Raw genomic sequence first — 25,902 nt, 5'->3', positions numbered from 1 at the left:
AGGAACCGGAATCGGGCGCTACTCGCCGTCCTTTGCGGCGGCCAGCGCGTCGCGGACGGCCTGGCGCGTGCCTGCGTCCTCGAAGGCGTGGGCCAGACGCCACAGCGTGTCTGCGTCGGAGTCTGCGAGGTGCAGGTGCACGGCTCGCCGACCCTTGCTCGACAGGGCCGCCAGGTCGCCCTTGCTCTGCGCGACCTCAAGCTGTCCCAGGTAGTAGTCCTCGCCAGGCACCTTGATGTCGCCGTCCTCATAGGCGGAGAGGATGACGAACACGCCGGTGTTCTCGCCGCCCTTCTGCAGCTGGCCCGTCGAGTGCAGGTAGCGCGGGCCGATCTCCAGCGCCGTCGGCACCTCGAGGTTGCGGGCGAGCGTGTGGCGGATGACCTCCATCGGGCCGCGGCGCTCACCCGTGAACGGCAGAAACGCGTTGACGGAGATCCAGTTTTCGGGGCCGACGAGCGAGAACAGCGCGTCGAGCACCTCGTCGATCGTCCGCATCTTCGTGGGGTCGACGATGCCGGTCGCCTGCTCGAACGCGTCGGAGTACTCTGCGATGACCCAGGGCTCGGCCAGGCGGTGGGCCTTGCTCTGCATGAGGCCGTGTAGCGCGCGGCTCGCGTTGGTTTTGGCGAGCTGCACGTCGGGCTGGTTGAACGGCGGAACCTGCATGAGGTAGCCCATGAACGCGGTGGCATACTCCCACAGCACGAAGTGGCGGCCGATGTCCATGGAGTCCTCGAGCACGAACGAGCGCTGCGGCACCTCGGGCGATAGCAGCGACGCGTCGCGGTCAAACGTCGAGTCGGTGTGCGTGTGGTACACGACGACGGGATGCTTGGGCTGGTGGTGGTTCAGCAGGTTGACGTCGATCTCGATGTGCGGCACGACGCCCTTGCCGTTCTTGCCGAGCGACTCGGCGATGAGCTGCTCCATCCACAGGCCGAACACGCGGCCCGGCTGCGGCGAGATGTACGTGAAGCAGTTGGCCGACTCGTGAGACAGATTGCTCATCAGGAAGTCGGCGAGCTGGACGGCGGGGTTGTCGGGCGTGTCCTGCGCGCAGAGCGCCTCCATCTCGGCGGCGCGGGCCGCGAGGTCGCGCACGTCGAGACCGCACAGGGCGGCGGGCAGCAGGCCAAAGACCGACAGCGCGGAGAAGCGCCCGCCCACGGTGGGCTCGCCGAGGAACACGCCGCGGAATCCCAGCTCACGAGCGATGCTCTCGAGCTTCGTTCCGGGGTCGGTGATGGCAACGAAGCGCCGGCCCGCCTTATCGGGGCCGAGCTGCTCGACGGCGTCCTCCCAGATGAGCTTGAACATCGACAGCGTCTCGAGCGTGCTACCCGACTTGCTGCTCACGATGAAGAACGAGCGGGAGTAGTCGATGTTGCGCAGGATCTTGCGGATGTAGACCGGCGAGAGGCTGTCGAGCGTCGAGAAGCGTATGTCGGGGTGCTTCTCGGCGTTGAGCTTCGTGATCGTCATGGGGGCCTGGGAGCTGCCTCCCTCGCCGAGCAGGCCGACGCGGTCGAGCCCCTCGTCGATGACGTCCTGCGCGAACGCCATGATCTCATCGAGCGGCAGCGGGGGCTTGCTGGCAAGGTCGGCCCAGCCCATGAAGCCGCGGGCGCTCTCGAGTGCCTCCTCGGAGAAGTCGTACAGCGTGGCGTCCTTGGCGTGGACGCGCGAAGGAACGTTGCTGGCGATCAGGCGCTCTGAGGGCGTCAGAGCCTCCGGGGTGCACTGGGTGTCCAAGGTCAGACCTCGTTTCGGATGGGGCAATCGGTCGGTATGGCACGAAACACATGCGGTTACTATACGTCAGGTTGACGGGCCCTGCTCCCGACGCGCCTCGCTGAGGGCAAGTTGGCCGATACGCATGACAAAACTGCCCAGGCTCTTCACGCTGGCGCCACAAATGTAAAAGCATCCCACGATTGGTTTCGCGTGATCGGAACGAGGATGGCGTTAGTTGGGAGAGGCCTCGTCGTCGGACGTTGCATCGAGGGAAGCGCCGTCGTTTTGGGAAGCACGCTCGGGCAGCTTGGCGTCCTTGATGAAGTCGATGATGAATGACGACGTGAACACCGTGACGAGCGAGAACGCGATGCTGACGACCGGGATATAGCTCAGCGAGAGAGCGAGTACGGACAGGTCGGTGAACAGGTAGGAGAACGAGAGCCGCTTGCCCGTCAGGTGCGAGATGGCCAGCGCAAGCGCGTCATCGCCGCCGCTGGAGCCGCCCTGGCGCACGATGAGCCCCACGCCGACTCCCACGAAGGCGCCTCCGAGCAGCGCGGCAAGCAGCGGGGTGCCGCCGAGATCGGGCAGCAGGGGTGGCAGCGACTCCCACAGGCGATAGAACAGCGAGACGCACGTCGTGGCGTAGGCGGACAGCAGGATGAACCGCCCTCCCAGGAGGCGAAATGCCAGCAGGTAGCAGGTGATGTCGAGCACGGGCGTCGACAGCGACGGCGGGATGTTCAGCCAGTGGTTTGCGAGCAGGACGAAGCCGATGACGCCGCCCTCGGTGATGTCGACGCGCTGGTGGATGTTGTGGATGCCGAACGTGAGGATGGCTGCCCCGAGGGCGATGAGGACGATGCGCTGCCAGGTAAAGCAGGAGAGCGCGCCGCGCAGACGGGCGAGCAGGGCATGCGGCGCGGGGGAATCGTGGCCGGTACGCGGACTGTGCGGTTGGCGGGACGACATACGAATGCGCTCCTCGAGAATGCTGCCTCGTTCGTGTTCTTTTACGGTAAACGACCCTGACTCTGCAGGCAAGAGGCCGGGCCGAGGTTCCGAGAGCGTAGGACGTTTCACAAAAGAGGGGCCCGCCGCTGACCTTGCCAGCCCGGCGAGCCCCTCATCTCGATGACCTGTGGTGGTCGTTGCTTTAGCAGATCCTCGGCAGTTGCTCGCCGACGAGCATGTCGAGGATGCGCGTCGAGCCGAACGGCGTGCGCAGGCGCACCGTGTGGCCGCCCTCCTCGCTGGGCGCGACGATCTCGCCGATGATGGCGGCGTCGGCCCCGTATTTGTTGGCGCGCATGGCAGCCAACGCGGCGTCTGCCTGGTCTGTGGGTACGACGGCGACGATCTTGCCCTCGTTGGCCACCTGGAAGACGTCGTAGCCGAGCATCTCGCAGGCGCCGCGCACCTGGTCGCGCACGGGCACGCTGGCCTCGTCCACGAGGATGTCGACGCCCGACGCCTCGGAGAACTCGTTGAGCGTCGAGGCGAGGCCGCCGCGCGTCGGGTCGCGGAAGCAGCGCGTGGCCGGCGCCGCGGCCAGCACGTCGGCGATGAGGTGGTTGAGCGGCGCTGCGTCCGTCTCGATCGTCGTGGAGAACGTGAGCCCTTCGCGCTGTGAGATGATGGCGATGCCGTGGTCGCCGAGCGTCCCGGAGAGCAGCACCTTATCGCCGGGCTGGCAGTGCGAGCCCGACAGGTTGACGCCGGCCGGCACGAGGCCGACGCCTGCTGTGTTGATGAACACGCCGTCGGCGTGGCCGCGCTCGACGACCTTTGTGTCGCCGGTGACGATCTTGACGCCTGCCTCTGCCGCTACCTCGGACATCGTACGCACGATCTCGCGCAGCTTGTCCATGGGATAGCCCTCTTCGAGCACGAAGCCGCAGGACAGGTAGGCCACGCGGGCGCCGGACGTCGCGACGTCGTTTACGGTTCCGCACACGGCGAGCCGTCCGATGTTGCCGCCGGGGAAGAACTGCGGCGTCACGACGAACGAGTCAGTCGACATGGCGATACGCTCGCCGCCCAGCGGCACGACGCCTGCATCGTCGCCGGGCAGTGCAGCCTCGTCGGCGAACTCCGCCAGGAACAGGTCGTCGATGAGGCGCTTCATCATGGCGCCGCCCGAGCCGTGCCCCAGGCGAACCTCGGTATCCTTCTCCATTGCGTGCGCTCCTTTGAGCTGGTGGGGCAGGCCTGCCGTTGGCGCGGGCCCGCCGGGGTGATCTGATCGGGCGGGATAGCTTACCTGCTGTGCTCCTGGTAGCGGAAGTACGCCGCGCAGCTGCCCTCCGAGGACACCATGCAGGGGCCCACGGGGTTCTCCGGGTTGCAGCGCTTGCGGAACAGCGGGCAGTGGTCGGGCGTGATGACGCCGCGCAGCACGTCACCGCAGCGGCAGCCGCGCGGCTCGATCGTCGGCTCGACGTCGGGCTCGAAGTGGCGCCGTGCGTCGTGGGCGGCGTAGCGATCGCGGATGGCTAGGCCGCTGTTCGGGATGAGCCCCAGGCCGCGCCACGTGGCGTCGACGGGCTCGAACACGTCGACGATGACGGCGCGCGCCGCGGCGTTGCCCGTGTCGAGCACGCCGCGCCCGTATGCGTTCTCGATGCGCGCCTCGCCCTCGTCGATCTGCGCGAGCAGGCGGGCGATGCCCGAGAGGATGTCGACGGGCTCGAAGCCGGTGACGACGCCGGGCACGTGGTAGGTGTCGGCGAGGAAGTGGTAGGGCTCCAGGCCAGTGATCGTCGAGACGTGACCCGGCAGGATGAAGCCGTGGACGTTCGTCTCGGGGTCGTTGACGATGGCCTCGAGCGCCGGGGGTGTGCGCTTGTGGCAGGCGAAGACGTAGTAGTTCGTCAGGCCCTCGGCGTCGGCGGTCTTGATGCTGGCTCCGACGGCGGGCGTCGTCGTCTCAAAGCCAACGCCCAGGAAGATGACGGGGCGATCGGGCTGCTTGCGGGCGAGCGCCAGCGCATCGAGCGGCGAGTACACGACGCGCACGTCGGCGCCGGCCGCCTTCTCGGCGCCAAGCGTCGTCGTGGAGCCGGGCACGCGCACCATGTCGCCGAACGTCGCGATCGTGACACCGGGGATGCGGGCCAGGGCGATGGCGGTGTCGATGTCGCGGTTCGATGTCACGCAGACGGGGCAGCCGGGGCCGGACAGCAGGTGCAGCCCCTCGGGCATGGCTGAGCGGAAGCCGTAGCGCCCGATGGACACCGTGTGGGTGCCGCACACCTCCATGAGGTTGATATCGCCGTCGTGGTCCTGTACGAGGCGATCGATGGCGTCGAGCAGCTCGCGGGCGAGCACGGGGTCGCGAAACGAGGCGAGATCCATGGGACGGGCCCTCCCTTACGCCAGCGCGGGCTCGGTCGCGGCAACGGCCTTGCCCTGTGCGCCGCCCTGCTCGTGCGTGCCCGATGCCTGCGCGATCTCGTCGGCGAACTCGTCGCCGAGCAGGTCAGGGATCTCGCCGAGCAGGCGGAGCGTCTCGGCCGCGTCCTGCTCCTCGATGCGCTGGATGGCGTAGCCGGCGTGCACGAGCACGAAATCGCCGGGCTTGGCGTCGGGCGTGAGCATGAGCGAGCACTCGCGCTGCACGCCCATGATGTCGACCAGGGCGATGCCGCCCTCGTTGACGGAGATGACCTTGCTGGGAACTGCGAGGCACATGGTGTGCCCTCCTTCCGGACGGGGTGCCCGCGGGCTCGGGACGAGCGGGCGCCCGTAGTGGTGGCGCAGATGGTTATGCGGACGCCTCGGGGACGTTTGGTTCTTCCGGGGTTTCGGTGTTGTCGTGCGAGCGATCTTCGTCCGTGGCGCTGACGAGCGCCGCCATGCGTGCGCGGGCGACGGCGGCCTGCCCGTAGGCGATACACCCGTCGTTGACGGGCATCTCGCGGGGGAGCAACACCGTGAGGCCAGCTTCCTCCAGCCGCAGGCGCACGCCGGACAGAACGAGCCGGTTCATGAAGACGCCACCGGACAGCGCCACGCGGCCGACGCCGGCGCCGCGGGCCACGGCGATGGCCGCACGCGCGACGCCCTCGCAGAAGCCGTCGTGGAAGCGCTGGGCGATCGTCGCCGCGGGCACGCCCGACGCGCGGTCTTCGAGGATCGCGCGCACGAGCGGGCGGGCGTCGACGGTGAACGAGCCGTCGCCCGACGCGTTCATCGGGTCGTCGGCCGACTCCGTGCGCAGCTCCATGCGATAGCGCGTCGAGGCGTCGGGAGCGGATGCGTCGGGCGTCTCCGGGGCGCCTGCGGGGGCGTCGTCGGCTGCCAGGAGGTCGCTGTCGTCGGCGCGTGTCGCCACGGCCTCGAGCAGGCAGGCGGGCTCTCCGTCGTAACCGGCGACGTCGACGAGGCCCAGCAGCGCGGCGACGGCGTCGAACAGGCGGCCAGCGCTGCTCGTGCGCGGGCAGTTGAGCGAGCGCTCGAGCATCTGGCGAGCTACGGGGCCCTCGACGCCCAGGCGCCGCACGACGCTGTCGGCCGCAGGGCTGTCGCCCAGGTCGCAGGACGTGAGCAGGCCGAGCGTCGCGCGCAGGGGCTTGTGGATGGCGGCGGCCCCGCCCGGCAGGTCGAAGCGCGACAGGTGGGCGGCGCGTACGAAGTTCGCCTGGTCGCACAGCAGGATCTCGCCGCCCCAGATCGTGCCGTCCGTGCCGTAGCCGGTACCGTCGAGCGCTATGCCCACGACCGTGTCGCTCACGCCGTTCTCGGCGAGCACGGAGGCGATGTGCGCGTGGTGGTGCTGTACCTCCGTAAGGGGTACGCCGCGCCTCTCCGCCTGCTCGCGGGCCCACTTGCTCGAGAGGTACTCGGGGTGCAGGTCGCAGGCGAGCACGCCCCACTCAAGCCCGAACAGCCGCTCGTACTGGCGCAGGTCGCCCTTCCAGGCGTCGAACGTCTCGGCGTTCTCGAGGTCGCCGATGTGCTGCGAGACGAACGCCTCGTCACCACGCGTGATGCAGAACGTCGCCTTCTGCTCGGGGCCGCAGGCCAGCACCTCGGGCAGGGGCGTGGCGTCGGGGGCGCCGTCGGTGGCCAGGGCGGCCGGCACGTCGAGGCGCACCGGCGTCGGCGCGATGCCACGGGCACGGCGCACGCACAGGGGCGTGCCGCCCACGACGCGCATGACGGAGTCGTCGTAGCGCGCGCGGATGGGGCGATCGTTGCCGAGGAACGCGTCGGCGACATCCATGAGCCGGGCGACGGCTATCTGGTCGTCGCAGATGATGGGCTCTTCCGACAGGTTGCCCGACGTCATGACGAGCGGGCGCTTCACGAGTGCCATGAGCAGGTGCTGCAGCGGCGTATAGGGCAGCATGACGCCCAGCTCGGGCAGCGTTCCGGCCACGGAGGGCGCTATGGTGAGACGTGCGGGAAGGCGGTGCGCCCCCGGGGCGCCGGCCATGGCGTCGGGGCGCCGGCGCAGCAGCACGATGGGGCGCACGGAGCCGCTGAGCAGCCCGCGCTCGACGGCGTCGATCTCGCAGACGCGACGCGCCTCGTCCATGCGGCCGAACATGACGGCGAGAGGCTTGCTCGGACGGTGCTTGCGCTCGCGCAGGCGGTTGACGGCCTGCTCGTTCGTGGCGTCGCACGCCAGGTGGAACCCGCCGAGGCCCTTGATGGCGACGATGCCGCCGAACAGCAGCATCTGCGCTGCCTGCGAGAGGATGCGGTCGCTCTCTTCGAGCGTGCGCCCCCAGCTCACGACGCCGGGATGCTCGACCGTGCGCCACGACAGGTGCGGCCCGCATGCGAAGCAGGCGTCGGGCTGGGCGTGGAAGCGGCGGTCGGACGGGTCATCGTACTCGGCCTGGCACTCGGGGCACATCGCGAAGTGCGACATGGACGTGTTGGCTCGGTCGTACGGCAGGTCATCGATGATCGTGAAGCGCGGCCCGCAGTTCGTGCAGTTGATGAACGGATAGTGGTACCGGCGGTTCTCGGGGTCGAACAGCTCGCTGACGCACGCGTCGCACGTCGCGATGTCCGGCGAGATGAGCGTCGTGCGCGCGGCGTCGGAGTCGCTGTGCACGATACGGAAGTCGCTTCCCGCTTCCGCCCCGTGCGCCTGCACGCGCCGGCCCGTCTCGTCCGAGAGAGGCGCCAGGCGCTCGTCGGGCATGCGGTCGACGTGGACGGTGTCGACGCGCGCGGCGGCAGGCGCCTGCGTCGACAGCGCGAGCACGAACGAGTCGATAGCCGCCTGCTCGCCCTTCGCCTCGATGTGGACGCCGTCCGAGGCGTTGCGCACCCAGCCGGCCAGGCCGCGCGCCGTGGCGAGGCCCCATACGAACGGGCGATAGCCTACGCCCTGGACGATGCCCGTGACGTGCACGTGGACGCGCGGCATGCTAGTCCTCCAACCGATCGGTCGTGACAGCGGTCGTGAGCTTGCCATAGGTGATGCCCTTTATGCCCAGCAGACAGTCGGCCAGCTCGTGCACTGTGCGCGATATGCCCCGCACTGCGATGACCTCCAGGCAGTTGTGGTGGTCGAGGTGCACGTGCATGGACGAGATGATTTCGTCGGGGTAGTTGTGCTCGACGTCGTCGATCTTGCGCGTGAGGTCGGGCGTGTGGTGGTCGAACACGATGGTGATGGACCCGACGATGTGCGCGTTGGGGTTCTCGAGCTCCCGGTCGACGAGGGCGTCGCGAATGAGCCCGCGAATGGCCTCCGAGCGGTTGACGAGCAGGCCGCGCTGGGCCGTGTACTCATCGAACTCGTCGAGGAGGTTGCCGGGGATGGCGATGCTGAAGCGCACGAGCTCGCTGGGCATGGGAACTCCGTTCGCGGGGTGGTGGGGCGCGGGGTTGCGCAGGCGGCCCGCCGAGGTCGGGGACAGGACGCAAAACGCCCGCATCCTGCGTAGAGACGGGATGCGGGCGAGCGATGCGACGCGCCACGGAGCCGAAACCCCAGGTGGCGCAGATACGCGGTCTAGACGAGCTTGACGTCGACGCTCTTAATGGCGTTGTCGTCCTTCTCGACGGCCTCGCGCGTGTCATCGAGCTCGGCGCGCAGGTCGTCCATCATGGACTGGACCTTCTTGAGGTGCTCGGCGGCCGTATCCATCTGGGCGCCGTCAGCGAGGTGATAGCACTTGTGCGTCCAGCGACGGATGAGGGCGACGGTCTCGTCGATCATGTCGATGGTCGACTGCAGCTGGGCGGTGTTGACACCATTGGTGCACATGCTGGGCTCCAATTCCCTTGAACGTCCCTCACGTGTGCGAGGGGCAGTGTGTGCCGCGTCGACCGGTCGGACGTGCGCCGAGCGGTGCGGCCTTACGCCAGGTGCGGCTCGAACTTGGCGAGAATGCTCGCCTTGGGCGCCGCGCCCACGATTGTCTCCACCTGAGCGCCATCCTTGAACAGGATGAGGGTGGGGATGGACATCACGCTGAAGCGCAGCGCGAGATCCTGTGCCTCTTCGACGTTGCACTTGCAGACCTTCATACGGCCGTTCAGCTCTTCGGCAATCTGGTCGACAACGGGGGAGAGGGCACGACAAGGGCCGCACCACGACGCCCAGAAGTCGACGAGGCAGGGGGTCTGGGACTGCTCGACCTCGGCGGCGAAGTTGCTGGAGGTGACGCTGATGGGAGTGCTCATGTCTGGTCCTTTCCTGACTGAGGCGTGCGATAGCGTAACACTTTCTTGGTCAAAAGTGTGCACGAACTTGGGCGACGGCACGCGATCGTGGCGATGCAGACGTGCCGAGATCCGTCGTCCGGCGTCGTTCACTGCCCTTTATACCCGGCGTGTCGTGATGATTCACGGGGACGTTCCGACTGCGTTGGGCGGCATGCTCCACCACAGCGAACACACATTCGCGAGCGAAGTGTGACGGGGCGCGCACGGCTTCGGGACATCGCGTGCCATGGGCGCGGTTTTGTGGGGGCACGCTTGCCGGGCAAGCCGGGATGCGCGCGGGGATAAGATGGGTGAGGAGTGCTCAGCTGGGATGGATCGAGAGGAGAGCGCGCGATGGCGTATCGGAGCGGTTACGTGGCAGCGGGCGAGGCGGCCGACATGCGTGACGTGCGCGTTTCCTGGTCGAGTTCCGGCCAAACGGGGACGGGCGCGCGACCCTCTGCTCGCGACGAGCGAGCCGCTGCCGAGCGCTCTGCCCGCGACGTGCGCCGCGTGTCCCCCCAGATGGCCCGCGACTGTCTTGAGCGCACGCGCGAGGAGGCGCTCGAGCTCGAGCAGGCGGGCTTTGCGGCGCGCGGGCAGGCGTTTGCCCAGGTGTGTCTGCTGAAAGGGGAGCTGTCTGACGCCGAGCGCGACGGGGGCCTGCTGTTGGGAGGGCCCGACGGCGCGGCGCTGACATCGGCGCTCGCCGCGCTGGGCTACCCCGATGACTGTTGGGCTGCGCTGTCGACGGACGTGCGCGCTGCCGGCCGTCCCTGGGCGCCGGCTGAGCCCGACGACCTCGCGTGGGCCATCGAGGTCGTGGACCCCGAGCTCGTCATCGCGCTCGACGACAAGGCGGCGCGCGCATTGCGCGGCGCGTATGCTGTCGACGCGCCGCTCGCGCCCGGCGAGGTCGTGCGCGTGCGGGGGCGGCGCTTCATCGCGCTGGGCGGCTTTGCCGACGCGCTGGGGGATCCGGCTGCCAAGCGGATCATGTGGGACCGCCTGAAGCGCGTGCCCCCGCTCGGCGATCCGCTGTAGGGGTCGCGGCCCGGAGTGTGGGCTGACACGCGCGCCCAGTCCGGCCGTTTTTTTCGTTTGTGCGGGTTTTTGCAAAACCGGGCCTCATATTTGGGCGCGCCTTGCGGTTGTGCGATGTTATTCGGGTGCCCGCGAAGGGCGCGTGCGGGTGGTGCGAGACAAAGCCGCAGGTCAGCGGCTTGCAGGTCTCGTATCCTTCTCTGCAGTCCCACATCTCATGGGCGCAAACCTTGCATAACTGCAATCCGCGCCCAAATTTGGGGCGCCTGCTTGCAAGATCCAGCACAACCGTGCGAATTGGCCCGGGCGCGACGGTCAAGCCCGGCCAAGCTGGGCTCAACCCGACCCGGCTCCGCGTCACTCCCATATATAAGATGCGCGCGCTCGTGCCGGATCTGTCACGCCTCACGAAAAAGGGGCGGGGCAGACGAAGCCGCGTGTCGCGTCCTGTCTGCCCCGCCCCGTGCGTCCCAAGGCAGGCGGGAAGGCCTGCCCATGCGCTTGCGTGTGCTTAGTCCTCGTCGTCAGAGATCTCGGTGATGGCACCGGACGGGCAGGACTCCAGGCAGGAGTCGCACGCGATGCAGGACTCCTCGTCGACGACCTTCGCCACCTCGTCCTCGATGTCCAGGACGCCCATGGGGCACGCATCCACGCAAGAACCGCAGGCGGTGCACTCGTCCGTGTCAATGATAGGCTGCGGCATGTCCGCTCTCCTCTCCTTCAAGCCGGGGCACGCGGCGCCGGCCTCCCTTTTCATGCCGGGCGGGTGCCCGACGTCTCACGCCCTGTCGTGCGGCGCGACTACGTATAGCATTTTTCCCGGCCGGCACAAGCCACATGCGAGAAAAGCCGGCAACTTGAAGCAGGTTTAAGAGGAAGGGCAGGTCGATGTGGAGGCCCCGTGACGAAACGGGCGCCTCTGACGTCGGTCTTACGGCGCTCTGACAGGGCTTTTGCGCCTAAGCCGCAGCTGGTGCGCCTGTTCGTAGAAAACTTATCATGTGGACACTTAGATATTGTATAGTTTGCCGTGTGAGCGGATATAAGCGAGTCAGAACAAAGGACGGCCCCGCAGGGACAGGCACGCAGATCCCCGCGGGGCTCGCACGAGTAGACTGAAAGGATGCACACACCATGGGTAAGGTTATCGGCATCGATCTGGGTACCACGAACTCCTGCGTCGCCGTGCTCGAGGGTGGCGAGCCCACGGTCATCGTCAACGCTGAGGGCGACCGCACCACGCCGTCCGTCGTCGGCTTCCGCAAGGACGGCGACCGCGTCGTTGGCAAGCCGGCCAAGAACCAGGCCGTCACGAACCCGCTGAACACGGTGTTCTCCATCAAGCGTTTCATGGGCCGCAAGTACTCCGAGGTTCAGTCCGAGCTTAAGACCGTGCCGTACAAGGTCGAGGAGGGCAAGGACGGGCGCTGTGTCGTCAACATCGACGGCCACCAGTACACGCCCGAGGAGATCTCGGCTATGGTCCTTCAGAAGATGAAGGCCGATGCCGAGAAGTACCTGGGCGAGAAGGTCACCGAGGCCGTCATCACCGTCCCCGCCTACTTCAACGACGCGCAGCGCCAGGCCACGAAGGACGCCGGCAAGATCGCCGGCCTCAACGTCGAGCGCATCGTCAACGAGCCCACGGCCTCGGCTCTGGCCTACGGCCTGGACAAGAAGGGCGCCGACGAGAAGGTTCTCGTCTTCGACCTCGGTGGCGGCACGTTCGATGTCTCGCTGCTCGAGATCGCCGACGGCGTTTTCCAGGTGCTCGCCACGAACGGCGATAACCACCTGGGCGGCGACGACTGGGACCAGCGCGTCATCGACTGGCTTGCCGACAAGTTCCAGAAGGACAACGGCATCGACCTGCGCAAGGATCCCATGGCCCTGCAGCGCCTGAAGGAGGCGGCCGAGAACGCGAAGAAGGAGCTGTCCGCCGCCCAGCAGGCCCAGGTCAACCTGCCGTTTATTACGGCTGACGCTTCCGGCCCCAAGCACCTCGATTACACGCTGACGCGCGCTGAGTTCGAGCGCATCACGCACGACCTGCTCGAGCGCTGCAAGGAGCCTGTCACTAAGGCTCTGCGCGACGCCGGCATGCAGATCAGCGAGGTCAACGAGGTCATCCTCGTCGGCGGCTCCACGCGTATGCCCGCCGTGCAGGAGCTCGTCAAGAAGATGACGGGCAAGCAGCCTAACATGTCCGTCAACCCCGACGAGGTCGTGGCCGTGGGCGCTGCCGTTCAGGGCGGCGTGCTGACGGGCGACGTCTCCGGCATCCTGCTGCTCGATGTCACGCCGCTGAGCCTGGGCGTCGAGACCATGGGCGGCGTCATGACGAAGATGATCGACCGCAACACGACGATCCCGACGAGCAAGTCGGAGATCTACTCCACGGCCAGCGACAACCAGACGTCCGTCGAGATCAACGTCCTGCAGGGCGAGCGTGAGATGGCCCGCGACAACAAGTCGCTCGGCAAGTTCCAGCTCACCGGCATCCCGGCCGCTCGCCGCGGCGTGCCGCAGATCGAGGTCACGTTCGACATCGACGCCAACGGCATCGTGAAGGTGTCGGCCAAGGATCTCGGTACTGGCAAGCAGCAGCAGATCACGATCTCCGGCTCCACGGCCCTGTCCGACGACGAGGTTGACCGCATGGTCAAGGACGCCGAGGCCCACGCCGAGGACGACAAGCGTCAGAAGGAGGAGATCGAGGTCCGCAACCAGACGGACTCGCTCGTCTACTCCACGGAGCAGACGCTCTCCGAGCTGGGCGACAAGGTGAGCGCCGACCTCAAGTCCCAGGCCAACGAGGCCATCGACAAGGCCAAGAAGGCCCTGGAGGGCACGGACATCGAGGCCATCAAGGCTGCGGGCGAGGAGCTGAAGCAGACCGGCTACAAGCTGGCCGAGATCGTGTACTCCTCTGCCAACGATCAGGCCGGTGCCGCGGGCGCGGCTGGCGCCAACGCCGGCTCCGCTCCCGCCGATGACGTGGTCGACGCCGACTACGAGGTCGTCGACGACAAGGATCCTAAGAAGGAGAACTAATCATGAAGGTCGAAGTCGTAGATCCTGACGAGGAGAAGACCCCCGAGCGGGACGCGGCTGCCGACCGGACGCCGTGCGATGAGGGTGCCGCCTGCTCCGAGCAGGAGCGGGCGGCCGCCCAGCCGGCGGATGACGCCGACGCTGCCGCGACCGACGGGGACGAGGTGCTTGACGCCGAGTTTGAGACGATTGACCCCCGCTCTGACAAGAAGGGCAAGAAGAAGGCCAAGGCCGACGATGAGGTGTTCTCGCTGGCCGATCTCGAGGCTGCTCGCGCTGACGCGCAGGCTGCCAAGGATCGCTGCCTTCGCCTGGAGGCCGAGTGGGACAACTACCGCAAGCGCACGGCCCGCGAGCGCGAGAGCGAGCGCGCCCGTGCCGCCGAGGCGCTCGTGACGAAGCTGCTGCCGGTCGTCGATGACATCGAGCGTGCGATTGACCACGCAGACAAGTCTCAGCCCGAGGGCGAGTTCGCCCAGTTCGTCGACGGCGTGCGTGCCATGCACGCCAAGCTCGTCGACGTGCTGGCGCGCGAGGGCGTCGAGGCCATCAACCCGGTGGGCCAGCCCTTCGACATGAACGAGCACCAGGCGGTGGCCCACGTCGAGGACGCTGACGCGTACGACGAGACCGTACGCGACGTTTACCAGAAGGGCTATCGCATGGGCGACCGCGTCATCCGCACCGCGATGGTGACGGTGACGACGGGAGGCCCGAGCCGCCCCGCTGACGCGTCCGGCGACGCGAAGGACGCCTCCGACGCCGAGTAGCACGCTCGACGCGCGAAGGCATTCCCGCACGAACGAACAGGGCCGCGTCGGACGAGGGTTGTCCGGCGCGGTTCTTGCATGAGGGGCGCGGACCCGCTTCGGATCCGCACAAGCTACCAGACAAGGAAGGGAGGCGCGCGGCACATGGCACAGGAGCAGAACCTCTATGAGATACTTGGCGTGGCAAAGGACGCTTCCGATGACGACATCAAGAAGGCGTTTCGCAAGCTTGCCGTCAAGTACCACCCCGATGCCGGCGGCGACGCGGAGACCTTCAAGAAGATAAGCCAGGCGTACGACGTGCTGTCCGATCCGAAGAAGCGCGCCGAGTACGACCAGGTGCTCAAGTACGGCGCGTTCATGGGCGGCGGCCGCCCCGGCGCGGGCGGCGCGGGCATGGGCGGCATGGGCGGCATGGACTGGCAGTCCATCATCGATTCCATCCTGCGCGGCGAGGGCGCGTTCGGCACGGAGTGGAATCCGCAGGACACGGGCTTCGCCGGCTTCAACGGGTGGGGTCAGCCCCGTCCGAGCCGTGGCGCCGACCTCACGATGTCTGTCGAGGTTCCGTTCGCCGACGCCCTGACGGGCACCGTGCGCAAGGTCACGTATCGCGTGCCGTCGACGGGCCAGACGGAGAGCCTGTCCGTCAAGATCCCGGCTGGCGCCGTCGACGGCGGGCGTCTGCGCTACAAGGGTCGCGGCGAGTTTGGCGCCAACGGCGGCATGCGCGGCGACCTCGTCGTCACAACGCACGTTGGCTCGCACCCGTTCTACACGCGCGACGGCGCTGACGTGCGCATGACGCTGCCCGTGAGCATCTACGAGGCCGCGCTGGGCGCTGAGGTGAACGTGCCGGCACCCAACGGCGAGACGTTGCGCGTCAAGATTCCGGCCGGCACGCAGTCGGGCAAGATATTCCGCTTCAAGGGCCTGGGCGCCCCCGATGTGAAGCGTGCCGGCTCGACGGGCGCGTTCTACGTGAGTGTGCAGGTACAGGTTCCGACCGACCTGACGCCGGAAGAGCGCGACGCCCTGACGCGCCTGCGCGATCGTGACACGCGCGATCTGCGCGCAGCCATCAGAGAGGGGCGATAGGCCATGGGCGAGGAAGACGCGCGCAACCGACCGCTGTACATGATCTCCGTTGCGGCAGAGCTTACGGGTATGCACCCGCAGACGCTGCGCATCTACGAGAGCAAGGGCCTTGTGAGTCCGCAGCGCTCGTCGGGCAACACGCGCCTGTACTCGCAGGCCGACATCGAGCGGCTCGATCTCATCGGGCGGCTCACAGACGAGGGCATCAACCTGGCGGGCGTCGTGCGCATCCTGGACATGCGCACACAGATGGACGAGCGCGACGCCGAGATAGAGAAGCTCCGGGCCGAGATCAAGAGCCTGAAGGAGCAAGTGCACGAGTACCGGATGCGCGAGACCATCACGGCGCTCATGCCCTACGAGGGGTCCGATCCCAAGGCCAACCTACGGCGCCTTCTGGGAGAGCGCTCCGGCGTGCTCGCCGATGATGCCCCTCAGCACGAAGAGGAGGTTGAAGCATGAGGCTTGATAAGTTTGCTATGACATCGCAGGAGGCCTTGCAGGGGGCCATCGGCATCGCGAGCGACGCCAGCGCGTCGCAGGTCGCGCCGGTGCACCTGCTCAAGGCCCTGCTTGACTCGGGCGAGCGCAACCTGTCCGCCATCATCGAACGCGTCGGGGCCGACCCCGCGCAGCTCAAGGCACAGGCCGACGCCCTCATCAATACGCTGCCACGCGTCGACGGCGACGTGCAGGTCGGCATGTCCAACGAGCTCGTGAAGGTGCTCAACGCTGCCGAGAAGGTCGCCACGAAGATGGGCGACCAGTTCGTGACGACGGAGCACCTGCTCATCGCCCTGTCCGACGACAAGGGTTCGTGCGGCCAGATCCTGGCCAACGCCGGCATCACGCGCAAGCGCGTCGAGGAGGCCTACGATCAGCTGCGTGGCGACAGCCGGGTGACGTCGGCCGACGCCAAGCCGCAGTTCGAGGCGCTCAAGTCCTACGGGCGCAACGTGACGGATATGGCGCGCCAGGGCAAGCTCGACCCGGTCATCGGCCGCGTCGAGGAGATCCGCCGCACCGTGCAGGTGCTGAGCCGCCGCACGAAGAACAACCCCGTGCTCATCGGCGAGCCCGGCGTCGGCAAGACAGCCATCGTCGAGGGGCTGGCGCAGCGCATCGTCGCCGGCGACGTCCCCTCGACGCTCAAGGACCACGAGCTCGTCGAGCTCGACATGAGCGCGCTTGTGGCCGGTGCCAAGTACCGCGGCGAGTTCGAGGACCGTCTCAAGAGCGTACTCAAGGAGGTGCAGCAGGCTAACGGCCAGGTCATCCTGTTCATCGACGAGCTGCACACCATCGTGGGCGCCGGTGCCACCGAGGGCTCCATGGACGCGAGCAACATCCTGAAGCCGGCGTTGGCCCGCGGTGAGCTGCACGCCATCGGCGCGACGACGCTCGACGAGTACCGCAAGTACATCGAGAAGGACCAGGCACTCGCCCGCCGCTTCCAGCCCGTCATGGTCGACCAGCCTAACGTCGAGGACACGATCTCCATCCTGCGTGGCATCAAGGAGAAGTACGAGATCCACCACGGCGTACGAATCACCGACTCCGCCCTCGTGGCAGCGGCGCAGCTCTCCGACCGCTACATCACGGATCGCTTCCTGCCCGACAAGGCCATCGACCTCGTGGACGAGGCGGCGAGCCGCCTGCGCATGGAGCTCGATAGCATGCCGAGCGACATCGACGCTGTCGACCGCCAGCTCACGCAGATGCAGATCGAGGAGCAGGCGCTCATGAAGGAGGACGACGATGCCTCCAAGGAGCGTCTGGCCACGCTGCGGCAGGAGATCGCTCAGACGCAGGAGAAGCTCGACGGCATGAAGGCCGCCTGGCAGAACGAGAAGAACGTCATCGACCAGGTGCAGCAGCTCAAGAGCCAGATCGACGACGCTAAGACCGAGGAGGAGCGCGCGACGCGCGAGGGCGACCTGCGCCGCGCCTCTGAGCTGCGCTACGCGACGATCCCGGCTCTCGAGAAGCAGTACCACGACGCTGAGGAGCGTCTGCGCGCCAAGCAGGAAAGCGGTGGCATCCTGAAGGAGGAGGTCACGCCCGACGAGATTGCCGAGGTCGTGAGCCACTGGACGGGCGTGCCTGTGTCCAAGATGATGCAGGGTGACATGGACAAGCTACGCCACCTCGAGGACAACCTGCACGAGCGCGTCATTGGGCAGAACGAGGCCGTGCACGCCGTGGCCGCTGCCGTGCGTCGCAGCCGCGCGGGCCTGTCCGACCCGAACCGCCCGCTGGGCAGCTTCCTGTTCCTCGGCCCGACGGGTGTCGGCAAGACGGAGCTGGCCAAGGCTCTGGCAGAGTGCCTGTTCGACGACGAGAAGGCCATGGTCCGCATCGACATGTCCGAGTACATGGAGAAGTTCTCCGTGCAGCGGCTCATCGGTGCGCCTCCGGGATACGTGGGCTACGACGAGGGCGGTCAGCTCACCGAGGCCGTACGCCGGCACCCGTACTCCGTCATCCTGCTCGACGAGCTGGAGAAGGCGCACCCCGACGTGTTCAACGTGCTGCTCCAAGTGCTCGATGACGGACGGCTTACCGACGGCCAGGGCCGCGTCGTGAGCTTCAAGAACGCCATCGTCATCATGACGAGCAACGCGGGGTCGCAGTTCATCCTCGAAGGGGCGAAGGGCGGCGACAGGGATCAGGTGCGCGAGAACGTCGACAAGGTGTTGCACGCGACGTTCAAGCCCGAGTTCCTCAACCGTATCGACGACATCGTGATGTTCAACTCGCTGGGACTCGACGACATCGAGAAGATCGTGGACATCCAGCTTGAAGACGTTCGCGACCGCCTCGAGCGCGACCGCATCACGATGAAGGTGACGCCCGGCGCCATGGGGTCGCTGGCCCTGGGCGGCCTCGACCCGGTGTTCGGCGCTCGCCCGCTGCGTCGCCTCATCCAGGCCAAGGTTGTCGATGGGATCGCGAACCTCATCATCGACGGCGTGGTCGGCGAGGGCGACGTCGTGCTCGTGGACGCCGACGAGAACGGCGAGATCGTCGTGACGCGAGACGACGCGGCCTCCGAGGCCGCTAAGGCCGCGCGCGGCGGGGAGGGTCGCGATCGGGGAGAGATTCCCGTCGAGCCCGACTCCGTGGAGTAACCACGTCCGGCACGATGCGATCGTGCGTATGATTTGGGCCCGCACGCTTGGGTGCAAGCGTGCGGGCCCTTTTTCGTGCTTGCCTGCGGACATGTCGTCAAGCTGTCCTGTGCTAGCGGGATGGGCGGGTATCGGGTAGGATGCGGAGCCGTTGAGCGCATGGATGGGGGAGGAGCGCATATGGATCGGGACCAGGTGGCGGGCGCAGGTAGTGAAAGCGCGGCTCAGATGACGCCGGCGCAGCGGGTGGAGGCCCTGGCTGCCTTGGCGCACGAGGGCGATCCTCGCGTGCGCAAGAGCGTCGCCATCGCGCTGGGAAGCCTCGGTGTGCCGGAGGCGACGGCCGTCCTGTGCGAACTGCTCGAGGACGCCGTCGAGGGCGTGCGCGTGCTTGCCTGCCAGGCTCTGGGCCGCGTCGCCGATCCCGCGGCCGTGCCGTCGCTGCTGGGGCGCGTTCACGACGAGTCGGCCGAGGTGCGCGCTGGCGTGCTCTTTGCGCTGGCGAGCATCGCGGCACATGGCGGCATCTCTGACGAGGCCCGCGCGGCTCTGTTCACGCCGATGGTCGTCATGGCGTTCGATCCCGACGACGGCGTGCGCGCCGACGCGGCCGCTACGCTGGGGACATTGCATGACGAGCGCGCCGTTGAGCCCCTCGTTTTGCTCTCCGAGGACGCCTGCGCCCAGGTGCGCGCCAACGCCTGCGCCTCGCTCGGCCTCTCCGACGCGCCCGACGCGCTGGCCGTGCTCCTGTCGCGCGCCGAGGACGGGGCGGAGTCCCCGCTCGTGCGCGTCGCGGCGCTTGACGGGTTGGCGCGCCATGCCGAGCGCGGGGCGCTGATAGCTGACGCCCCCGAAGCGGCACGCGCCGTCGAGCTCGCGTGCGCGCTCGCGGAGGACGTCGAGGTGGCGCGGCCTGCGGCGAGCGATGACACATCGGGGCAAGACCCGACTGCGGCGGACGTGCGGGCTACGGCCGTGTGGGCGCTCGGGATGCTGCCCCTCGGGGCCCTGCGCGAGCGCACCCAGCTCGCACTGGAGGGTGCCCTCGCTGGGGGCGACTGCTGGACACAACGCTACGCCATCGAGGCGCTGGCCCGCATCGGTGACGATGCGGCGCGCGCGAGCCTGCGCGACCTTGACGGGCGCAGACAGGAGGGTACGGTCTCCTTGCCGGCTGAGGTCGCGACGACACTCGATCAGGCGCTGACGCTGCTCGGGTAGAGCATGCCGTGCGGAGACCGCCGCCCTGCCGCGGCGCTGCTCGCGCCGGTGCGAGGGGTAAGAGACTCCCGGAGTGGCAAGAATCCCCTCTAGTGTGGTGAAATAAGAACGGCCGTGACAAGAATGGCCGCGAGTGCGGTGCTCGTGGGCGGATTCCGCAGCGGGTCGTACCTCTAGGGAGCCTGCGTTCCGGAGAAAGCCCAGCTCGCTCGCATCGATGCCCCGCACGCGTCTGCCCTCAGACCTGATAGACACCGCACTAGCGCCGATTCTTGCCACGGCCGCTGCGTTTCTGCCGCACTGGCATCGATTCTTGCCAAAATGCCTCTCATTACGCTGCACTCGACTCCGTTTTTGTTGACGCGCGCCTCCTCAATGCGCCTTGGGCACACTGGAGCCGCCCCGGTCCCCGGCAGTCCCTAGACGCATTTCTCGGGCGCTTTTATGCTTTGGAGCGACAGGGCTTTCAACACGACGCGACGGGGCGGAGGGCGAGCATCGTGGGCTACGAGGCGGAATGGAAGCGGGAGATGTTCGAGTCGGGGGATCGCGTGCAGAGCGACGGGCGGAACGGCTTCTCTCGCGTGTTCCTTGCGGGCTTGGGCCTCTACCTGGCGAGCGGCTTGCTGGGAAGCCCAGCGTGGGCGGACGAGGTGTCGGCGGACCCCGCGCTGGGCACCACGACGACGGCTCCCGTTGCCGCAGCCGGCGCCCCCTCCGCCGCGCCTTCGCCCGGCCCTTTGGATGCCTCGCAGACGTCGGGCACGCCTGCCGCAGGCACGCCGGCGGCTTGCCCGTGCGGCACGGCCTGTCCTGACGCGGCTTGCGTTCAGGCGCGGGCAGCATTCGATACTGGCTACTACCCCTGGATGGCCCGGTCCCTCATGCTGGGCATCGGCGAAGCGGGCGACGGCTCGAGCTCGCCGTACCAGCTGTTCCTCGGTCTTACCCAGCCGCAGTACGAGCAGGTTGCCGAACAGATTCTCGCCAATGGCACGCTTGCGTTCTCGTCGACGTTTCTCAATAGCGTGTACAACGGTCCGTCCAATCTCACGATGCAGCATCTCTATGAGGCTGCCATCCTGGGCTGGCTCGCCTATGACGCGGGGACTGTCGATGACGCCCCCAAGGTTCCCGATGCGCTGATGGACGCCGTGGGGACTTACTGGGGCTTCACGGCTGATCTCTTTGAGGGAGATCTGGCCGAGAACGGCCCGGTGATGCAGGCCTGGGCGAAGATGACGGGCGAGCCTTCCGGCACATCGCTCGGCAAGACGGTGGGCGCCCTCAAGGGACTCAGCCAGGTATACAGCGCGGCGACCTCCTCGTACAAGCTGGCCTCGAGCGCACTCAGGACGTGGGCGAACATCAACGCGGCGTACGGCGCCGACTGGAATCGCATCGAGCTGCTCATGGCCGCGCGCGATGCCGCTTCGGACGACCCGGAGTTCGTGGCGGCGGCGACGCGCGTCATCGATGCCTACGAGGGCGCGATGCTCAATATGCCGCTCGACGCCTCGAACGGCCAGCTGGTCCTGAGCCAGGTCTCAGATACCGGGGCAAACGTGATCATGGGCTTCCTGTGGGCCGATTTGGGCGCGGATAACCCGCTGCTCGCTATCGGCATGGACACGCTGAACCTCGTGTTCTCGTCCGGAGACGTCGCCGACGCCAACATGGGGCTGGTCGGCACCTATCTGGTGGGACAGTATCTGCGCCAGGGGCTGAGCTCATCGTTTGACGCGGCCATCACTGCTGTGACTGGCGGAGATGCAAGCGGCCTGTCACAGGCTGACTCCGCTCGTTTCGTGCGTGGCTTCCAAGCCTATCTCGGCTACCAGATGTATGCGCTCGGCGAGGCGCGCACGTGGGCGCAGGACGTCTCCGCGCACTGGTGGGCAAACCAGGAAGGCGCCCAGGCCATCCTCGAGTCGTGCGACAACCAAATCGCGTCGCGCTCGTCGCTGCTGTCTATCGTGAGCACGTACAGCGACATGTTCTGGGGTCTTGAGATGCAGGCGCTGGACAGCGTGTGCGCTTGTGGGGGAGAGGCGTGCCAGATGGCGCCCGTTGGGCCCGGAGATGCCCCGACGGACGCCGCGCAGGCGGCATCGCTCTACCTGTCGAAGATCAACGAGTACGGCAACCTCTATGGGCGCGAGCTTCTGAGCTCGGAGGAGTTTGGCAATCGGTACTACGTCGGCCTGTGCGCCGCCCAGCTCGTGGACTTCGACGCAGACGGGGACAACGAGCTGCTCGTCGTCTATCGCGATCGCAACGCGCCGGTGCCCGACTGGGCCGTGGGCAACGAGATATACGGCAGCTACATCACGGAGATCTGGAGTGCCGACGGAGGCGCGCTGACGTGCCTGCTGCACACGGAGGACATCAACGGCAGCGATGGCGGCACGCAACGTCTGGGCCTGTGCCTGTTCCAGGGCAAGACGTACCTGATGACCGGGGGCGCGGACGGCTTTGAGTACCGCACGTTCTACGGGTACGGGGCCGACGGGCAGTTCGGGCCGCTGACCAGCTTCGAACTCGATGACTTTGCTGACCCAAACACTGTGACGGTCGACGGCGTGCCGATGGCGCGCGACGCGGTTGAGAACCCGCTTGTGGCGGCCTATCTCTCGCGTCCGACTCCTGACATCCAGGTGGTGTGGACGCCGCTCAACAGGGCGTTTTCCGAGAGTGACGCCTTCGTGCCCGAGGACGAGCTGAGTATCGAGGAGGTTCAGGCGCAGCTCGACGCAACGACGGCGGCGTTGACCGAGGCATCCGGTGCGCAGTGGGGCCCGGAGGGGGCCGCCCAGTAGAGCGATGCGCTCGTGGACACCTCGTGGGGCTGGGCGACAAGGCGATGCGGACAGGCGAGCGAGACTTCTCATCGTGCTATCATTCGCCTGTTTGTCCGGTCTTGGTCGGAACCAAGACAATGCCACCTCTCAGAAGGAGCATCATCCATGAAGAAGGGTATCCACCCGGAGTACGTCGAGTGCACCGTGCGCTGCACGTGCGGCAACACGTTCAAGACGCACTCCACCAAGCCTGAGATCACCGTCGAACTCTGCAACGAGTGCCACCCGTTCTACACGGGCCAGCAGAAGTTCGTTGATACGGGCGGACGTGTCCAGCGCTTCGCCGACAAGTTCGGCAGCGCTGCCCAGGCCGCTCTCAAGAAGGCCGAGGAGCAGAAGGCTGCCAAGGCCGCTGCGAAGGCCGAGGCCGAGGCTGCCGCCAAGGCCGAGCGCGAGCGCAAGGCTGCCGAGAAGGCCAAGCGTGCTGCCGAGTACGCCGCCAAGGCCGCCGCTGCCCCCGCTGAGGCTCCCGCCGAGGAGGCTCCCGCGGCTGAGGAGCAGGCTGCCGAGTAAGGCCCTGCTCGAGGCGCGACGCCTGCGTTGAGCTTGTAAGAGAGCGGCTCTCTGGGGATAATCCCGGGGAGCCGCTTTTTTGATGCCGCGGCCGAGGCAAGACGAGGAGGATGGGCGCCATGGGCGTGATGGGCAAGCTGGGCCGCATAGCGGGACACGCCGCGATGTCAGCTGCGCCGCAGATCGGGCGGAAGGTTGCCCAGGTGGCTCGGCAGGTGGGCCCAACGCCTCAGGAACTCGTCGCCGCAGGGGAGAAGGCCGTCGAGAACCTGCGAGAGCGCAATCCCGAGCTCATGGAGAAGGTCTCGTCGGCTGCGGTCAAGGTCGTGGGGAAGGCTAATGAGTATCTGCCGGGCGTCGTAGAGCGCGCGACGCGCATGGTGGACGGCGCCCACGGGACGGGCTCTGCTCCCGATGCGGGGCGGGATCGGCCGGGCAGTTCCAACTAGGCGACATGGGGCTTGCGGGTTTGTGCGGGAGCTTCGACGTGTGCCGGACGACCCCTTGGGGTACGATATCCGTCTGACACATCGAGATGAAAGGCACGTCCGTTTATGAAGACAACCACCGACCGCGAGGCCCGTGCGGCATGCGGCGCCAAGAAAATGAACCACGACCACGCTGACGAGCTGTTTCAGAGCCACATCGGCGGCGCCGCTATGCTCGAGGGCGTCATGATGCGTGGTCGTTACAGCTGGGCCGTCGCCGTGCGCGAGCCTGAGGGAGGCATTTACCTCGAGGAGCACGACGTGCCGGGCTATGGCAAGAAGCAGTCGTGGCGCCGCTGGCCGCTCGTGCGCGGATGCGTGAGCCTCGTCGAGTCGCTCGTGCTGCAGTTCAAGGCCATGGCCATCGTGGCGGATCACGCATACGACTTCTCGGAGGACGAGGACACGGATGCGTCTCAGGGCGCGCAGAAAAATCCGCAGTGCTCAAACCTCCTCTCTGACAAGGGCAACGATCCCACTGGGGGAGAGCAGCGCGGGGATGTTCCTCGGGCGCAGTTCCGCAGTGCGCAGCCGCAGGGTGCGCGGGACGAGGACTGTCTGAGCACCGAGGAACATCCCCACGATGCGACCGAGCCGGAAGAAGGCGGGATCGCGGGGTGGATGGGCGTCTCCATGCTGATCGGCGTTGTGCTGGGCGTGGCGCTATTCATCTTCGTGCCGGCGTTCGTGACGAACCTCATCGTGGGCGACTACAGCAGCCAGAACATGGTTGCCTGGAACATCGTCGACGGCATCCTACGCGCTGGCATTTTCGTGCTGTACATGTGGCTCATCAGTCTTATGCCCGATATCAAGCGCATGTTTGGCTATCACGGCGCCGAGCACAAGACGATTCACTGCCTCGAGCACGGCCTGCCGCTGACGCCGGAGAACGCGCGCCGCTTCTCGCGTCAGCACGTGCGCTGCGGCACGGCGTTCATCATCATGACGCTCATCGTGTCCATCATCGTGTTCACGGTGTTTCCGACCGACCTCATCGCCAGCGCCATGGGCTTGGGCGAGGGCATCGGGCGCTTCCTTGTTGTGCTGCTGTCGCGCATCGTGCTGATCCCGGTCGTTGCGGGGCTGTCCTATGAGATCACGGTGCGCTGGGCGGGATCGCATCCCGAGAACCCGCTGGTCAAGGTCGTGTTGGCACCGGGTATGGCTATGCAGCTCATCACGACGAACGAGCCGGACGACAGCATGCTCGAGTGCGCCATCGCCTCGATGAAGGCCGTCATCGCCCGCGAGGCTGCCGAGGAGGGTCGCGAGCTCGACGCTGACGGGCTACCGGTCGACCGTGCCGCGCTCGAGGGCTGCCCGCTCGATCCGGCTGCGGGCCACGGACGCCGTGCGGCGGCTGCGGAGTAGCGGGGAAACATACGGCGCGACAGTTCTGTGAACCGGCACGTGGTTGGCATGGGCTGGCGTGGCGGCTTTGCGGGAGCGGGCGCGTGGCCACGAAGCCCCGGATGGGTGGGTTATTCTTTGCGATTGCGCGCGGGCTGCCCAGTGCGGTGGCCCGCGCTTTTTCGTGCGAGAGGGGAGTCGATACGCGATGCTGGGCAACATCCTCGCCGTAGCCGGCGGTGGTGCGTTGGGCGCCACTCTGCGCTACCTGGGTTCGATGGGCGTCACGAATCTGTTGGGTGGCATCGCCTGGGCGGCTGCCATGCCGCTGGGCACGCTCGCCGTTAACGCGCTGGGCTGCTTCGTCATTGGCGTCCTGAGTCCGATACTCGGCGCGCTGGTGCCGACACGGCCGCAGCTCACGCTGTTCTTGGTGACGGGCATGCTCGGCGGCTTTACGACGATGAGCACGTTCAGTAACGAGACGTACACGCTGTGGCAGGGTGGGCAGCACTTGCTTGCTGCGGGCTATGCCGCGGGCACGCTGCTGGTATGCCTGGCGGCGGTGGCACTGGGCCATGCCGTGGCACAGGCGGTCCTTGCGCGGTAGCGCCGGCAAGCTAAGAAATGCCGGTTTGGCGACCTCCCCGGCCATCGCCTGATAAAAAAAGACGTTCTGGGGAGGTGCTTTCATGCAGGAGATCAGTCGAACCTGCGGAAACGCTGCCATTCCGCTGGCGGGGTGCCATCTCGGATCGGTCGACCTGGTGTTTTGCTCGCATCTCGGGATGCACCGCCTCACCTAAGCGTCGTTTTTTAGCAGGACCGTTCGTCCCTCGTCGCCAGAGCGCTCTTTTTTAGCGGGACGCCCCGAAAGAGCCCCGCCCTTCCACCTATGTTGCCTGGCATGCCCTTTCCGTGTCGCACGCGGCGCGAATTGTTACGCCCT

22 protein-coding genes are annotated in these 25,902 nt (G+C 67.2%); 12 read left to right on the top strand and 10 right to left on the bottom strand.

The features are described from left to right. Positions 1-18: 18 nt before the first annotated feature. The 9 genes from KHZ24_05080 to trxA all read right to left on the bottom strand — a co-directional run bounded on the left by KHZ24_05080 (position 19) and on the right by trxA (position 9,393). On the bottom strand, positions 19-1,755 hold the full coding sequence (locus KHZ24_05080) for a glucose-6-phosphate isomerase (GenBank protein MBS5450569.1): 1,737 nt from the start codon (positions 1,753-1,755) through the stop codon (positions 19-21). 213 nt (positions 1,756-1,968) lie between these two features. Then, a complete protein-coding gene (locus KHZ24_05075; GenBank protein ID MBS5450568.1) occupies positions 1,969-2,712 on the bottom strand; it encodes a YitT family protein in 744 nt (247 codons plus the stop codon). Between the two features lie 184 nt (positions 2,713-2,896). Then, a complete protein-coding gene (gene hypE, locus KHZ24_05070) occupies positions 2,897-3,919 on the bottom strand; it encodes a hydrogenase expression/formation protein HypE (GenBank protein MBS5450567.1) in 1,023 nt (340 codons plus the stop codon). Between the two features lie 80 nt (positions 3,920-3,999). Then, positions 4,000-5,097 carry a hydrogenase formation protein HypD gene (gene hypD, locus KHZ24_05065; GenBank protein ID MBS5450566.1) on the bottom strand — a complete coding sequence of 366 codons (1,098 nt, stop codon included), beginning with the start codon at positions 5,095-5,097 and terminating at the stop codon, positions 4,000-4,002. A 15-nt stretch (positions 5,098-5,112) separates the two neighbouring features. Next, positions 5,113-5,433 (bottom strand): HypC/HybG/HupF family hydrogenase formation chaperone, encoded by a 321-nt coding sequence (locus KHZ24_05060; protein ID MBS5450565.1) that lies wholly within the window; start codon positions 5,431-5,433, stop codon positions 5,113-5,115. A gap of 73 nt (positions 5,434-5,506) precedes the next feature. Next, positions 5,507-8,128 carry a carbamoyltransferase HypF gene (hypF, locus tag KHZ24_05055; protein ID MBS5450564.1) on the bottom strand — a complete coding sequence of 874 codons (2,622 nt, stop codon included), beginning with the start codon at positions 8,126-8,128 and terminating at the stop codon, positions 5,507-5,509. 1 nt (position 8,129) lies between these two features. Beyond that, on the bottom strand, positions 8,130-8,558 hold the full coding sequence (gene nikR / locus KHZ24_05050) for a nickel-responsive transcriptional regulator NikR (GenBank protein ID MBS5450563.1): 429 nt from the start codon (positions 8,556-8,558) through the stop codon (positions 8,130-8,132). Positions 8,559-8,719: 161 nt separating this feature from the next. Continuing rightward, positions 8,720-8,974 carry a dynein gamma chain protein gene (locus KHZ24_05045; GenBank protein ID MBS5450562.1) on the bottom strand — a complete coding sequence of 85 codons (255 nt, stop codon included), beginning with the start codon at positions 8,972-8,974 and terminating at the stop codon, positions 8,720-8,722. Between the two features lie 92 nt (positions 8,975-9,066). Next, complete coding sequence (trxA, locus tag KHZ24_05040) at positions 9,067-9,393, bottom strand: thioredoxin (GenBank protein ID MBS5450561.1); 327 nt, start codon at positions 9,391-9,393, stop codon at positions 9,067-9,069. Between the two features lie 375 nt (positions 9,394-9,768). On the opposite strand from trxA, the gene KHZ24_05035 reads away from it, so the two are divergent. Then, complete coding sequence (locus KHZ24_05035) at positions 9,769-10,458, top strand: hypothetical protein (GenBank protein ID MBS5450560.1); 690 nt, start codon at positions 9,769-9,771, stop codon at positions 10,456-10,458. Between the two features lie 511 nt (positions 10,459-10,969). Here the strand turns inward: KHZ24_05035 and KHZ24_05030 are convergent. Then, entirely contained in the window at positions 10,970-11,164 is a 195-nt protein-coding gene (locus KHZ24_05030; protein MBS5450559.1) for a 4Fe-4S binding protein, read from the bottom strand. Between the two features lie 431 nt (positions 11,165-11,595). On the opposite strand from KHZ24_05030, the gene dnaK reads away from it, so the two are divergent. From dnaK to crcB, 11 genes are all read left to right on the top strand, one after another. Then, a complete protein-coding gene (dnaK, locus tag KHZ24_05025; protein MBS5450558.1) occupies positions 11,596-13,515 on the top strand; it encodes a molecular chaperone DnaK in 1,920 nt (639 codons plus the stop codon). A gap of 2 nt (positions 13,516-13,517) precedes the next feature. Then, a complete protein-coding gene (locus KHZ24_05020) occupies positions 13,518-14,285 on the top strand; it encodes a nucleotide exchange factor GrpE (GenBank protein MBS5450557.1) in 768 nt (255 codons plus the stop codon). 144 nt (positions 14,286-14,429) lie between these two features. Next, entirely contained in the window at positions 14,430-15,383 is a 954-nt protein-coding gene (locus KHZ24_05015) for a DnaJ domain-containing protein (GenBank protein MBS5450556.1), read from the top strand. Between the two features lie 3 nt (positions 15,384-15,386). Further along, positions 15,387-15,845 carry a helix-turn-helix transcriptional regulator gene (locus tag KHZ24_05010; protein ID MBS5450555.1) on the top strand — a complete coding sequence of 153 codons (459 nt, stop codon included), beginning with the start codon at positions 15,387-15,389 and terminating at the stop codon, positions 15,843-15,845. After that, positions 15,842-18,514, top strand: coding sequence for an ATP-dependent chaperone ClpB (gene clpB / locus KHZ24_05005; GenBank protein ID MBS5450554.1), 2,673 nt, complete (start codon positions 15,842-15,844; stop codon positions 18,512-18,514). Before KHZ24_05010 ends, clpB begins: the two co-directional genes overlap by 4 nt. 180 nt (positions 18,515-18,694) lie before the next feature. After that, complete coding sequence (locus KHZ24_05000; GenBank protein ID MBS5450553.1) at positions 18,695-19,738, top strand: HEAT repeat domain-containing protein; 1,044 nt, start codon at positions 18,695-18,697, stop codon at positions 19,736-19,738. A gap of 500 nt (positions 19,739-20,238) precedes the next feature. Then, positions 20,239-22,557 (top strand): hypothetical protein, encoded by a 2,319-nt coding sequence (locus tag KHZ24_04995; protein ID MBS5450552.1) that lies wholly within the window; start codon positions 20,239-20,241, stop codon positions 22,555-22,557. Positions 22,558-22,704: 147 nt separating this feature from the next. Next, the gene (rpmE, locus tag KHZ24_04990; GenBank protein ID MBS5450551.1) at positions 22,705-23,112 is read left to right on the top strand and encodes a 50S ribosomal protein L31; all 408 of its coding nucleotides are present in this window, start codon (positions 22,705-22,707) and stop codon (positions 23,110-23,112) included. A 119-nt stretch (positions 23,113-23,231) separates the two neighbouring features. Continuing rightward, a complete protein-coding gene (locus tag KHZ24_04985) occupies positions 23,232-23,561 on the top strand; it encodes a hypothetical protein (protein ID MBS5450550.1) in 330 nt (109 codons plus the stop codon). A 105-nt stretch (positions 23,562-23,666) separates the two neighbouring features. Further along, on the top strand, positions 23,667-24,974 hold the full coding sequence (locus KHZ24_04980; protein ID MBS5450549.1) for a DUF1385 domain-containing protein: 1,308 nt from the start codon (positions 23,667-23,669) through the stop codon (positions 24,972-24,974). Positions 24,975-25,161: 187 nt separating this feature from the next. Continuing rightward, positions 25,162-25,563 (top strand): fluoride efflux transporter CrcB, encoded by a 402-nt coding sequence (gene crcB / locus KHZ24_04975; GenBank protein MBS5450548.1) that lies wholly within the window; start codon positions 25,162-25,164, stop codon positions 25,561-25,563. Positions 25,564-25,902: the final 339 nt, after the last annotated feature.

Source organism: Coriobacteriia bacterium (genome assembly GCA_018368455.1).
Classification (GTDB): Bacteria; Actinomycetota; Coriobacteriia; order Coriobacteriales; family UMGS124; genus JAGZEG01.
This window is presented reverse-complemented; position numbering and strand designations above follow the sequence as displayed.